A 14,448-nucleotide genomic window follows, 5' to 3' on the forward strand; every position below is an offset into this window, starting at 1 on the left:
ACCAACACTTCTAGGACAGTATGATACCGGATATGTCGCTATCTGTCAATGTGAGTCCCTTAACACTTGCTCAGCTTGGGCAATCAGCCTACGCGTAATTCCGCCGCCTACCGCGCCAGCCTCGCGAGTGGCCAGATGCGACCAGGATTCCTTGGCGTGATACGCGCCTTGACCGCCTGTCACTGACCCAAGCTCGCCAGCAAACTCGGTATCCAGTCCTTCTCCTGACGGTTGGGAGCGGTAGCCGCTACCGACCTGTAAACCTAACTCTGCAGCGACCTCATACTTCATCTGGTACAATGCTTGCTTGCTCGCCGGAACGACAATTTTGTTGCTGCGCTTGGACATGAACTGCACCTCCATCGGTTTGATGCATATAGTATGTGGAGGCGAAACCCCGGCCAAGCGTATAACATCTTGTTAACTCGGGGAAATTTAGTTAGTACAGACATGCCCTTATTTTAATGTATACCCGCCGGATACAAGCACTACGAGCTGATTTTTATTGACCGTAGGATCAGGGGAAATCCCCCGACCATCTCTCGGGAACAGCAGCAGATGGTTTTTGGGCACCGCTTGACCATTCTTGATGTCCTTGCCGTCTGTGACGTCCGAGATACCGTCGACATCCTGGCTATACGCCAGTGCCATTCCTGCACGTACGACAAACTGGGCACCCTGTTCAGCAATCAACGTCTGGCCGATCTTCACCGTCACGACCTCTACCTGAGGGCTCACGGTACCTGGAGCCGTCGGAGGCGGCGTCGTGCCGCCCCCTTGCCCCAACGCTGCAGCGATCTGCTCATCGACATAGCTCTTCGTCACGACCGGGTCCTGCGTCGAGCCGGGCTTCAGGGCATTGCCCTCGGCCTGTGTCGACCACACCGAGCCGAGTACGATACCCGTCCCCAGGATCGTCACCGCCGCTCCTATTTTGACGAGGGAGGTTTTGTTCATTGTTCGACGCCTCCTCCACTTTCAGGAGCTGGGGCTGGAGCTACAGTGAATTGGTTGAACTTCTTGGACGCCAACAGTCTCCGGTGACCCTCGTATTGCTCGTAAATATTAATCGTGTAGCCGTTCGTAATGACTCGGCTAATATTTTGTCCGGTAAAGGTTAAGGAATGTGTCTGATTCTCGCCCTTTTTCAACGCTTCTTCGCCTTGCAGCGCAACCTTTTGTTCATAATGGTTGGTTCCTTCAACCACTTCGAACAACAACTCGCGCGAAACTGGGCTGCTCTCGTACGCTTCAGAATCGCTCAGGTTATACGTCAGATCCAGCTTCAATGCAGAGTTACCTGTAATGCCTGCATTTGTCTTCGTCAACGAGAAAACATATGGGTTAAGCTCAAGGTCAAGGAAGTCATTTTTAACCGAGTAGGTGTTATCAGGCAGTTCGTAGAAAGCGCCTTGCATCCAGCCATCCGGCTTATCCTCACCCGTGGTTGGCTTGCCGGCTGTGACAGCCTCGCCAACGATGAACTCCAATTCCTTTCGATCAAAGGATTTAGGCACCTTCGCCGATGCTATGACGAGCGCTTCGCCTGTTGGACTAATCTGATCCTTGACTGGCGTAATCTGCGCTTCGACCACTTGTCCGCTCTTCGTCCGAAAGAAGCCTTGCAGCGTCGGCAATTGAGCGAACCGGCTTTCATTGTTTTTATAACTGAATTCCACATAAAACAATTTGGATGTGCGTCCTTCAAACTCATACGTCGAATGGAATTTGAGGCTTGCATTTCGACTAAATGAAGTCACGGTGTATGGCTTGTCGATATTATATCTAGGCGTTTTAGGTGCAGAGTTGACCGTAAATTGCGTCAAGGTTTTCACCTGATCCTCTTTAATCGGTTCGCTAAGTGTAATATCGAGCTTTTCCATAGTGGACGTGTACGGGATTTTCGTCGAAATGACGTAGCTAGCTCTGTCTTCCAGAGGAAGCGTCATTTTACTATCCAGTCTCATAAACGAGATGGCCTCTTTACTCAGCTCAGCGCCATTCCACTTGACCGACGGCTGGATTTGAGGCAGGACCTGGTCTTTCGTTCCTTTATTTTCGACTGAGACATAGATGTTGACGATATCCTGATCACCCCACGGCAACCGCTCGATCGCATCGACTCCATACACATAAGTTCCTCTAGCATCGCGATACGTTTTTCGAGTCAGACTGCTAGTATCCGTCTGGATGCCTGGCAGCTTGAGAGCAGCCAGTACATAACCTGCCGATTTATTTTCCTCTGCCGGTTGATGGACGAGTAAGGTCCAACCGCCCTCAACCTTTGCAGGTACATTCGCTTGCAGCGTTACTTCTTGCGTCAAGTTAGGTGCTAACACCAGATCCTCGGCTGGCAATGCCACGGGATAACGCTCCCCTTTGGCGCTTTGCAGCTCAAGCTTATATTTCGGCAGCGTGACCGATTTGGTCCCTTTATTGACCCATTTTACTGTCATGACGAGCTTGTCCTGCTGGTCCCCAGTCTCGGCATAGATTTCAGAGATCGATTGCTCTACCCGTTCTCCATCAATCGTCAGCACTTTGGATTTATCAGAAGGCGTGACGAATGAAGTGGTTTTGCTCCAAGGAATTTTGTACATCGCAAGCGGACGCTCAAACTTCTCTTCGCCCTCTTGTTGGATGACATACAGTTGGGCTCCGGCAAGGTCAACATTGGAACGGACACTTCCCGCAAGGACCAGATCCTTGCCGTCTCCCGGCTCCAGCTTGGCATCGGCAGCGTAATCAGGCGTTAGCTTCACCATATACCCCAGCTTGGTTCTTAGATAAAATTGATATTGCGCCAGCTCCTTGCTCATCAGACCGATATTCTCAAGTCGATACGTCACTTGGAACTGGGTCTGATCCCCCAGCTTAAAGGTTGTGCTAGGTCTAACATAGGACTGCAGTTTCTCGGTGCCTTGACGTAAAACATAGCTATAATGCTCAGGCACAGTATTCGCATAATTGGCCGGTACATTAACAGAGCCAATCGCCCGCTCATAGTTGCTGGCGTTCAGATCCCATTTGATGACTCGGAAACGGAGATCGGCATAATTCAGCTTAGGGTTAACCGACGCATAGAATTTAAACTCTTCCGTCGATTGTGAAGCGACTTTGCCATTTTTCTTGTTGGTCGGATTGGCCGTTAGCTTATATTTGACATTGATTCCGTAGAGATCAACCCAATAATCGAGGAAATCTATCTCCCGCTTGTCGCCGTTATGAACAGCCGCTGTGAAGTGCACGATTTTCTCGCCGTTTTTGTATTGAAAATAGACGTCCTTCAGTTGTATGTAGCTATTCGATGAGATCATAAACGTTTTCAGCTTCACGCCTGGAAAAGCCTTCAGCTTCTGCTGGTCTTGCGCGTACACGACAGACACCCCGCCCAATTGAACGATAGGCGCTGCAAGCAAACTGACAGCCAGCACGGTCGTGCAAGCCACCTTCATTACCTTCTTCATTCCCTAAATTCCCCCCTGCATAGGCTTCTGTATAGTTAGACGAGTAACTCTACGAAAAGTTTCAGTTTGCACGCAAATAAAAAGAAGCCCGGCTAGGCCGGGCTTCTTTGGGGTGGAGATTAGTTAGCTTTTACAGTCAGGTTAATTGTGAAGTTGTTGTATACAAAACTAACTTCAATTTGAGCGTTAGCCTGAACATTAGTAAGAGTAACTTGTGTTGCTGGACCTGGGTTAGTAGTTCCAACTTCAGCACCAGTAACTTTTGTTACAGATACAGTTGTAGCAGCAGCAATGGTTGCTGGATCATACTCATGTCCGTATTGGTCAACAAAACGGAAAGCATCCATAATCTTGGCAACTGTCACGTTAGCAGCAGGACCAGTTACTACGTTTCCTTCACCTTTCAAACCACCGTTACCCAGGTTATCCTTGAAGACAACTTTTTGGATTTGTGGAGCAACATTTGTTACAACAACCGACTTAGTGATCGAAGAAACATTGTTGACGTTGAATACTACAGTGAAGTTGTAAGTTTTCTCAGTTTCACCTGGAGCAAATGTAACTGCGTTAGGAGCTACAGAGATCTTGCCATTAGCAAATACCAATTGATCAGGTGTATTTACTGTGTACTGGCTGCTAGGAATTTCAACTTCTCTACCATTGATGTCAGTAGCAACAACTTTAACATCTTTAGCATGAGTTGTAGCATTGTACAGCTTACCAGTATCTTTAACTTGGTAGTTTCTCAGGTTGCTGTTAGCAACTGTGCTTACAGATACATCCTTCGAGTTGTGAACCACCAGGTTAGCACCAGTTCCAGAAACGAGTTTGATTTTGAAGTCTACAGTGTTTTCGCCAGCAACTTGTACAGTTACTGTATCCCCTTCAGAATCAATTGTGCCAATTGCAACTTCAGGGTTAGCATTTGTAACAAACTCAAGACGGAAGCCTTCGTCGAAGAATTTATCGTCATTCAATTTGAAATCACGACCATATTGGTCTTTTACAACAACTTTAGAAGGCGAGAAGACAAAATCGGTTGTTGCAGCAGTAGCAACTGTGTTCAATGTAATGTCTTTAGTGCCGTCTACAGTAGTAGGAGTTGCTGGGGCAGCTACAGTGATAATAAGGCTGCTAGGCTGGAATGTACCTGTAGTAACAGCAGTAATGGAGTAGCTACCTTGTACAGCTGGGACTTGCCATTCAATATAAGCATTTTTAGTAGCCAGATCTTCTTTCAGAACTGCTTTTTTCTCAGTGCCTGTGTCGTTGCTAGCCGAAAGTGTTACTTTGTCTCTCAGGTCAGCAAATTTAGTGATTGGGTTACCCAGACCATCAACAGCAGTGAATGGAATACGAGTCGTTTCATCACCAGCAGCTACAGTGTTAGCTGGTTGCTCCAAGCTAACAGATTGCAGTGCAGTACCTTTGTTAACCACTACTTCAAAGTTAGTAGTTTTTGCAGTAAGCTTTGTCATGAATCTTACTGTGTTAGTACCTTCGAAGGCAGTGTTTCCAATAGGAGCTGCCAAGCGAACTCCTACGCTATTTCTGTCTTTACCTTGGTTATCAATCGCTGTAGTTGCAATTTGGAAAATTTGAGGATTAGTCACATTGATGAATACATCTCTGTTGACTTCAGCTGCACCGACTTTGTTGCCATATTGGTCAACAGCATCGATTAGCAGAACAAACTCACCAAAGTTTGCGCCTGCAGAAATTGTTTTGCCTTCTGGATGGTACAGTTCCTTAACAGTGATAGTGTCAACAATTGCTTGAGGACCAACTGTCAATGTAGCGGAAAGTGTCTTACCAGTCGATTGATGAATACCACTTACCAGTACAGGCTCATTGATAACATAAGTGCTAGTACCTGGGGCAGTCAGCGTCACTCTTCCGTTGGAGTTGTTGATGCTACCTTTGGAAGTGCTGAAGTTAACTTGGCCACCAAATGCGGAAGTGATGTCTTCGCCATATTGGTTAGTAATTTTGAAAGTTACACTTACGCGAGTACCTTCTTGGTTAGCCAGAGCCAGCTTATCGCTGTTGAAAGCCAGTGTTTCGATTCTTTCGTTCTCAGCTGTGAACGAATCAGTCAAAGCTTCTGTCTCAACGCCAGTAGCGGATACAACGTAATCGCCAGCAGTCAGCTTCGAGCTCAGTTCGATAACAGCCGATTTTTTGTCAGCAGCAAAAGTTGTTTTTGCTACAGCAACGTCAGCAGAACCTTTTTTAATTGTGAACTTAGCTTTAGTGTCGTCAACTGCTTTGTTGAATTTAACTTCAACCAGCTTAGCGCCAGTAGCGTTAGCTTCGAAAGCAGCTTGCTCCAGGTTTACGGAAACAACGAAGTCAACACCTTGGTATTTTACAGTTACGTTAGTAGCTTGGTTAGGAACCAGAGCAGTTTCCAGCGCAACGTCAACTACTTCTTCAGCATCGCCGTTTTTGAAAGTTACTTTGATGTTGTTGGCATCAACAACTTCAACTTTCGAAACTTCTACCGAACCCAGTACCCACAGAGTGTAGGCATTGTCTACCAGAACGGTACGAAGAGCGTTCGCTTTGTAGTTAGGACCAACGATTGGCATACCAGCTTGTTGAGCTGCAATGATGAAACCTTCAGCCCAAGGGCTGTAAGTACCAGTCAGAGTGCCAGTTGTTTCGTCCAGACCCAGTGCACGTACTACCGTGATGGCAACCATCTCGACAGATACTTTAGCGTTTGGATCGAACTTGTTTTGGCCAACGCCGTTCATCAGGCCTGCAGCGGATACAGCTCCGATGTATTCTGCAGCCCAGTGAGTTGCAGGTACATCAGTGTAAGTAGCAGCGGAAGCATTGGATGGAGCGTCAGTCAGCAGTGCGAGAATTTTTGCGAATTCCGCACGAGTCATTTCACGATCAAGGCCAGGATCATTGTTTGGCGGGTAGCCTTCAAAGATGCCTGCTTCCATCAGAACGTCGAACTTCTGCTGAGTTGTTAACTCGTTGTCAGCAGCAGACGCCATGGCAGCGAACATGGAGAACACCATAGCGATGGCCAAAAGCAGCGATAAACTTTTCTTCATAACCTTTTGTTCATCTCCTCTAAAATGTTTCGGTTGTTGAGAGTCTTGTCTTGCAATGTGATGGCTCGTTTCCCTCATCGGCCGATTCACCCCCTTCCCAGAGTTGAGCGCGATATAATAAAGAAAGTCTGCGTGGCATGCTCCTAAGCATTATGTAAGATCATGTCGCAGAAACTTGTAAACTAGCGTAGAAAATTATGGTAGATTCACATGCCACTACAACATTATACAATGGGCACTCTCTACCGTAAAGCACATTTTCAGAAACGCTGCGTCGGGGCCGCTCTGTGCGACTCCATGTATATAAACGCAGGCGATTCGGAAAAGTTGCGATTCCGAGAAAAAAAGTTTGAAGTTTTTTTAATCCGTCGTTCCGTGTTCATAACTATGTAACATTTGGCCGGTTTCGCCACTAGCTGCCATAGACCTCATATTATGTATGCTGTCGAAACCTAGTATAGCTTGTTACCCGCCTTTCGTCACCGAGAAACATTTCCCATGCAAAAAAACTCGCACCAGTTTCTCCAACAACTTCCCCTTGCGTTTCTGAGAGGATCCCAGAGCTCTATAAATCTATTTCTGAGCATTCATAGAGGTTTCTAAGATTAACACACGGTTTTGTGATTATACCTCATTTTGACAATAGATTGCAAGGCGGCCGCACCTTGGCGGGACGGCCGTTTAATTTATTCATTGTTAACGTTACAGGCTGCCCTCAAAATGCCGAAGAGGCACGGGATCAATTAATAGATCGACCCCGTGACCGTAGGCGTTAATTTGAGGGCTGCCTTCTACTGCGTATACACCTTAGGCAGTTTCTTCTGATCGGCCATGACCTTGGCGATGATGATCGCCGCGTCGCTGCGCAGCAGCCTGGCCTTTGGCTGGAACACCTTGCCGCGCGAGGCGTCGTTGATGTCGACAGGCGCGCCCTGGATGAAGCCCTTCTTCTGAATCGCCAGCACCGAAGGCGCAGCGTAGAAGTCCATCGAACCTTCGTCCTTGAACACCTTCTGCAGGCCCGAGCGCACCTTAGCCGCGTCGGTCTCCAGCTTCATGTTGAGCGCCTTGGCGAGCATAACAGCGGCGTCCTGACGGACGATCGGCGACTCTGGATCAAAGGCGCGCGGTCGCGTCCCTCTCGTGAAGCCTGAACGCGCGGCCGTCTCGATATAGCGGTAATCCCAGATTGCATTCATATTGATCGCGTTGCCCATGTTCGGCACGTCGTCGAAGTGATTGGCGCCGTCGTAGTTGAGCGGCATCTCCAGCGCGCGGACGATCATCCGGGCGAACTCGGCGCGCGTCACATACTGATCGCCGCCGAACATCCCGCTAGGATCGATGGCGTTCATGACGCCTTTGGTATAGATGGCCTCCATCGCTTCCCGCGCGTACGGATGGTCGGTGATGTCGTTGAAGCCATAGCTCAGCTTGGCGACGGTGTAATAGCCGAACTTGTCGAACGGCACGGTAATCGTGTTCTTGCCGGCGTCGACGACGCCGCCGATATTCTCCCACTGCTGGGTGAACGCATCGAAGCGGAATACCGTCACCATCGTGCCTGCGCCCTGGCGAATCGTCGAATCGTAGGACAGCGTCAGCGAGCCGCGCTTGGACGGCACCAGCTCGCGATCGCTCGCCCGTGCGAAGTAATAGCTCTGGGTGACCCCTTCCTCTCGGGAAAACGGATACGGGTCGACGCCGGCGCTGATCGGATCGTAGACGTTAACCGTCGTCGCATCGTCCGCCTGCCCCGGATCGATCCAGTAGACCGGGCTGGACTTGATGTAGCGCTGCGGGAAGCTGGCTGCGAACAGCACCTTGCCGAGCGACAAGTCCAGGTCATAGTTGGCCGGGACCGACTCGAAGTCGTGACGGTCCACGACGCCGTCTACCGGGTTCGCGATCGCGAACAGCAGCTTGTGTCCGTTGTAGACCTGCCCCTTCAGATTGTCCGGGACATTGTAGTCTGTGCGGATCAGGTTGGTGCCGCGGTCAAAGGTCAGCGTCAGCTTGTTGTCGAACAGCTTGTGCGAGTTTTTCATCGTCTCCATAATCTGATGTCCCGGGATCGACTCCGGCACATATTTCAGGTTGAAGTAGTCCTTGATCTCATCGTCTCCACGCTTAATGATCAGATCGACCCGCGTATCCTTGCCGCCCTTCAGATCGCTGACGAGCGCGCTGAATGCCGATATGAGACGCGGAGCGCCATTCTCCATCCGTCCATAATCGCGATACAGAATTTTACGCGCGGGCTGCTTATTGATCGTGATGCTGTCCGCACCGGGCGAGGAGATGACGACCTCGACGAAATTCTGGTTCATCACCCGCTTCTCCAGGACCGGCGCCAGGATCGTATACGGGATCGTCGTCGGGTTGATCTCGAGGCGATAGGTCGCTCTCGGTCCCGTCTCGCCGCTGTTGAACACCGTAATGTTGTACACCTTCGGACTGCCGTCGACCGGCAGCTGCTGGTTCGGCAGGATGAAGGAGAAGCTTTGCGTGTTCAGATGGTATTGCACCGTAAGCCCGGGCACGGTATTCGTTCCTCCGATGACCACATTCTCGTAGGCCGGTTGATCCGGATGTCGCGTCACCATTGAGTTGTTCAGCGACCAGACGATATCGGCTTGTCCCGCGCTGGCAATCTTGATCGAGTAGTTGCTTTTGTCGTTCGCGAGTGCGGTGAGCTTGGCTGTCGCAGCTGTCGGCGTGTCGCCCAGATCGATAAAGTCAAAGGTGCCATAGATGTTCATCTCGGCTTCCTTGGTCGTATACACATTGCCTGTCAGCGGGAAATTGGGATCGTTCGGCAACGGATTTTGCTGACCTATGCTGTATGGGTAGACGCCATCCGTATTGGGCGCCGGGATGACCGGAAGATTAGTCGGCACCAGGATCAGCTTCATGTTCCGCTCATAGTTGTTTTTGGTTGTGCGGAACACGAACTTGATGTTGTTTTCACCCGATTTGAACAAGGCGTTAAAGGCAGCCGTATACGAATCCGACTTGATAATAAACTTGGCTTTGTTGGTGCCTGTCCCGCCCGTGCCCGTATCCTGCTGCAACGGAATATGCGTGTTGTTGATGTACAAGAACACGGTTTGCGGCTGCACAGGAGGACCTGCCACGGTCTCATAGACGATATCATTTGGATTGGAGATATTGAGCAACTCGCCCCGCAAATAATCCAGCTCATTCGCGAGCAGAGCCGTTAACCCGTCATTATTGGCCAGCGTTGTATCATACTTGACCGTCTTGTCGTCCAGCATCTTGGTAAAGCTCGCGTAAGGCCCGTAGAGCAACGTTATCGGCGCGACATACAGATCCGCCGAAGCGTTAGCCGCATCGTTGAGCTTGAAGCGCAACGTCTGCGCGCCGGACGACGGGAGCTTGCGGATCTCCAGGAAGACGCGCAGGAACTGCTGCTCCACGCCATCGACATTGCGTTGCGTTACGTAGCTGACACTGCGTTGCTTGTAGCTGAATTTAACATTGGGATTGGTCGACTCGCCTGTGTCATCGCCACCCGTATGCAGCGTGCCCGCGGCATCGGTGACACTTTCGATCTGCAGCAGGTTGGCCGGCAGATTCGTCCGGTAGCTGCCGAAGTTGCCGATCAGGATCTCGACGCCCATCGGCAGGGAGAAGATATCCGCCTTCTCGATATCCGAGCCCTGCATCCCCTCCAGCTGGCCGTCGGTCGTCCCTGAGGCGAAGCCTGGAAGATAGTTCACATCCTCGATATAAGCGAGCCCACTGTTGCGGAGCGTAAACGAGTAGGTCGAGGACTGGTCGGTTCCGGCCGGCACCTTGACCATGTTCATCCCCTGGAACTGCATCGTGTGCATCTCGTTGAACGGCAAGGCGGCCGAGCCGGTTGTCCCCAGATCAACGGTAAATGCAAGCGTCATGAAGCGAGTGCTCGGGGTTGGCACGAAGCCGACCGGCTCGAAGCTGATATTCGCGACCGGCACGTTGGCGAACAGCGCATTGTTCAGCTTATACTGCAGAGCAGCCGTCGAGATCGTCGGGCTGTAGGTGTCGGTCTGCTGATTGTAGGCGACCGGCACGATGACCTTGCCCTTCAGGCTGAGGTTGGTGCTATTTGGAACCGAGAAGTTAGGGTTCTTCTCGAGACTGGCCGAGACCGCCCCTGCCGTCAGATTGAGATCGTAGAAGGTGACCTGTCCGTTATAAAAGGCGATGTCGCGCGTCGTCTCGACCGACTGGTTATTGTTGAACACGCGGATCGTGACGGTGTTTTTGCCTTTGACGATATTGACCGGCGCGGCGACAAAAGCCCAGTCATTCAGACTGTTCACGGTGTAGGTGTAGCTGCGATTATTGACGATGACCGTAACCCGCTCGGCATTGGGCGCGCGGCCGCTGATGCTGATATCGGCGCTCGACTTGCCTTGCGAGAGCGTGGAGTGTACGACCGTTGTCCCATACTCCTGAATCTCATATTGCAATCCGTCCAGACTGGCCAGCAGGTTGAACAACGTCGGGCTGTTGCGGTATTCGATATAGATCGAATCGCTTACCTCGGCATTGCCCTGGACGCCCTTGAACGTAATTTTGTTCAGTCCTGGATACAGCTGCACATTGTAGACGGCGATGCTGTTGCCGCTCAACGAAATATTGGTCGATTGGTTTTCGTTGCGGTTCGTCTCATGCTCGATACCGTCGACCATTTGATAGACGCTGTACGTAATTGTGCTGCCGATGACGTTGTTGATCGTCCCGGTCAGATTAACGCGTTCGTTGGTCGTAATCCGGGCGCTGCCCGGCGAATACTGCTCATTCACAAAAGAAAAAATACGCGACGTATTCGCTTCCACCTGCGCAGGATAGAACGGCGCGATCGTCAGGAGCAACGCCACGGTCATAACAATGGAAAGTGCTTTTCTTAACATGTGGTCCTCCTAAAAAATGTTCTGAAGGAATTCTCCCTCGAAAGCGTAACTGTATCGAATGTGTGCGTTGAGCTCGCGGCACTACTCATCGGTCGTTTCGTCTACGGGCCGGTAAAGATCGAATCGCGTTCCCCCTCTGCCTGCATCCGCCTCAAGTCAGCTTGCAGGTACTGTATCTATAATTATCGGCGGCGGCGGGCGAATTTTTTAGGGCTGACCGTGAAACGGCTGGCAAGACGGCGGGCAAGCCCGTCACGGCCAAAATAAAAACGCCCTGACTCGTCATACGAGTCAAGGCGCGATAAATAATGGCGTGCGTTGCAGTTACTTGGAGGTCCGGGACTCCGGGCTCCATCGAAGCAGCTTGCGCTGGATAAAGTTGATGACCGGGCGGCGCGTCTTGTCCACGATGCCGATCAGCTCGGCGCCGATCTGCAGCAGGAACGTCAGGATGACGATAACCCCGAACGTAATCCAGTTCGCCGCAGGCGACTGGACGAGCGTCGACTGGACGATCGCACAGCAGCCGAAGAACGCGGCGATACCGTAAATGATCAGCACCGTCCGACGGTGGCTGAAGCCGAGGTCGCGCAGCCGATGATGCAGATGTCCCTTGTCCGGCGCGAAGATCGGCTGTTTGTTGATCCAGCGGCGTACAATCGCGAAGAAGGTGTCCGAGAGCGGCACGCCGATAATCAGGAGCGGCGTGACGAAGGAGACGATCGTCACCTGCTTGAAGCCGATCATCGACAGCGTCGCGAGACAGAAGCCGAGGAACAGCGATCCGGAGTCGCCCATAAAAATCTTGGCCGGATGGAAATTGTAGAACAGGAATCCGACAATCGCCCCCAGCAAGACACAGCTGAGCAGAATCGTCGGCTCGAAGCCCATTACGAGCGCCATCACGAGGATGGTCGCGATAGCGATACCGGATACCCCGGCGGCCAGGCCGTCGAGTCCGTCGATCAGGTTAATCGCATTGGTGACGCCGACGATCCACAGGATCGTCAACGGAATGCTGAGCCAGTCGGCGATCGGCTGCATCGTCGCGCCGAACGGCACGTTGACCAGATCGATCTTCACCCCGAAGCCAAAGACCACGACGCAAGCCGCAGCGATCTGTCCGAGCAGCTTCACCTTGGCGGACAGCTCGATGCGATCGTCGAGCGCGCCGAGCAGCACGATGATCGTACCGCCTGCCATAATGGAGAAGATCAGGTTTTTGTCGTAGCTGCTCAGCATCCCCTCAGGCACGAATGGCAGCACGCCCAGCACAGCGACGATAAAAGCGGCGTAGATCGCTAGACCTCCCAATCGCGGCATGATGCGGGTATGCACCTTGCGATAATTCGGCTTATCGATCGCCCCGATCTTGAAGGCAAAACGCTTAACAAGCGGCGTCAACGACAACGCCAATATAAGTGCAATGACAAATCCCATAATATACGAAACGCTCACAGACATCTCCTACTCCCCTTTGTGTTTCTACCGGAATGAATTATACTCCGATTAAATAAGAAACTCCAACGCCATTTTCAACCGTTTTTCAGCATTTTCAGAGATTTATCACGGGGTTGGATATTCTTTTGTCACGTTTTCGCGGTCCCGCAACACTTTAATCACAAATTTGGGCAAGGCCATCATCCTGCCGATCCTGGAAGGCTGGAGCAAAAGCCGGTACAACCACTCCAGACCCAGGCGCTGCATGAAGAGCGGCGCTCGCTTCAGCTTGCCGGCGATGACGTCCAGACTACCGCCGATCCCCATCATGACCGGTACGCCGAGCGCCTGCTTGTGCTTGGCGATCCACGGCTCCTGATTGTGGACGCCGCGCGCGACGAACAGCATGTCCGGATCCGCCTCGCGGATCTTGGCGATCACCTCGGCATCCTCGTCGTCCCCGAAGAAGCCGTGATGGGTGCCGACGAATCGCACCAGCGGATATTGGCGCTGCAGTCGCGCAGCCGCTTCGTCGATCGTCTCCTGCGTCGTGCCGAGCAGGAACACCGACCAACGCCGTTGCTCGCCGACATGGAGCAGCTCATGCAGCAGATCGAACCCGGCGACTCGCTCCGCCACCGGCATCCCTACATGGTTGGCCGCCCACACAGCGCCCGCCCCATCGGGCACGAGCAGCTCCGCCTCTCGCATCGCCCGATGGAACGCCGGATTGTCGAGAGCCGTCATGATCATGATCGGGTTGCCCGTGATGACCTGCATCGTCCGGCGCTGCTCGATGCCAGCCGTCAGGTACGCCACCGTGTCTTTCATATTCATGCGAGAGAAGGACATGCCATACAGCGGCACAACCGGCACCTCAGGCATCGCCGCCGATTGTCCAGCTTCCGGCCGCTTCTCATGGACTGACAAACTCATGCCGTGCATTCACCTCTTCATTCGATTCGAGCACTGTCCTGCTAAATTTGACGTATGAGCCGGATGATTTGTTGCGCCGGCTGCAAAGCTTGTTGCTGCAGCGCAGCGATTGCCTCCGCCTTGGACGCCCGCCAGGCTGCTCCATCGTCGAGCAAACAAGCGGCCTCGGCGGCAAACCCATCCGGGTCCAGCGACTCGGTTGTGCCAATGGCGCGAAGCCCCAGCCTGCCGAGGAACTGGTCGATCTTCGGATCGTAGGACAGTCCGAGCAGCGGCACCGACTGATTGGCCGCATAGATGAGCGCATGCAGCCGCATCCCGACCAACAGATCGCAACGGCTCACCGTGAGCAGCATCCGCTGCGGGTCCTCCTCGGCGGCGACGAGCTCCGCCGTGCTGCTGCCGATCGCACCGAGCCGCTCCATCACATAGGCGGACGCCTCGGGGTCGTCCGGCAGATGGAACGGCAGGAAGCGGAGCCGCACCTCGCGGCTGCGAGCCAGCGTCGCCAGCGCTGCCGCGATGCGGTCCAGATCGGCCCGATCCTTGCGCCAATAGCGCACCGACACGCCGATCTCGGGCACTCGCGATGCGCCTGCCAGCGGCTCG

Annotated in this window: 8 protein-coding genes; all 8 read right to left on the minus strand. The window is 52.4% G+C overall.

Annotated elements, in window-relative coordinates:
• Positions 1–45 precede the first annotated feature (45 nt).
• Positions 46–348, minus strand: a complete 303-nt coding sequence (locus tag PA598K_RS23200) for an alpha/beta-type small acid-soluble spore protein (RefSeq protein WP_128659251.1) — start codon at positions 346–348, stop codon at positions 46–48.
• 108 nt (positions 349–456) lie between these two features.
• Positions 457–957 (minus strand): hypothetical protein, encoded by a 501-nt coding sequence (locus PA598K_RS23205; RefSeq protein WP_128659252.1) that lies wholly within the window; start codon positions 955–957, stop codon positions 457–459.
• Complete coding sequence (locus PA598K_RS23210; RefSeq protein WP_128659253.1) at positions 954–3,467, minus strand: hypothetical protein; 2,514 nt, start codon at positions 3,465–3,467, stop codon at positions 954–956. Before PA598K_RS23210 ends, PA598K_RS23205 begins: the two co-directional genes overlap by 4 nt.
• A gap of 119 nt (positions 3,468–3,586) precedes the next feature.
• Positions 3,587–6,616 carry an S-layer homology domain-containing protein gene (locus PA598K_RS23215; protein WP_128659254.1) on the minus strand — a complete coding sequence of 1,010 codons (3,030 nt, stop codon included), beginning with the start codon at positions 6,614–6,616 and terminating at the stop codon, positions 3,587–3,589.
• A 713-nt stretch (positions 6,617–7,329) separates the two neighbouring features.
• Entirely contained in the window at positions 7,330–11,463 is a 4,134-nt protein-coding gene (locus PA598K_RS23220; RefSeq protein ID WP_128659255.1) for an S-layer homology domain-containing protein, read from the minus strand.
• 324 nt (positions 11,464–11,787) lie between these two features.
• Positions 11,788–12,921: a glycosyltransferase family 4 protein gene (locus PA598K_RS23225; protein WP_128659258.1), complete on the minus strand. Its 1,134-nt coding sequence runs from the start codon at positions 12,919–12,921 to the stop codon at positions 11,788–11,790.
• Between the two features lie 108 nt (positions 12,922–13,029).
• The gene (locus PA598K_RS23230; RefSeq protein ID WP_185602184.1) at positions 13,030–13,839 is read right to left on the minus strand and encodes a WecB/TagA/CpsF family glycosyltransferase; all 810 of its coding nucleotides are present in this window, start codon (positions 13,837–13,839) and stop codon (positions 13,030–13,032) included.
• A 41-nt stretch (positions 13,840–13,880) separates the two neighbouring features.
• Positions 13,881–14,448: polysaccharide pyruvyl transferase family protein (locus tag PA598K_RS38170; protein ID WP_260405557.1), on the minus strand; the 568-nt coding region annotated here is incomplete at its 5' end.

This window comes from Paenibacillus sp. 598K (assembly GCF_003851045.1).
Classification (GTDB): domain Bacteria; phylum Bacillota; class Bacilli; order Paenibacillales; family Paenibacillaceae; genus Paenibacillus_D.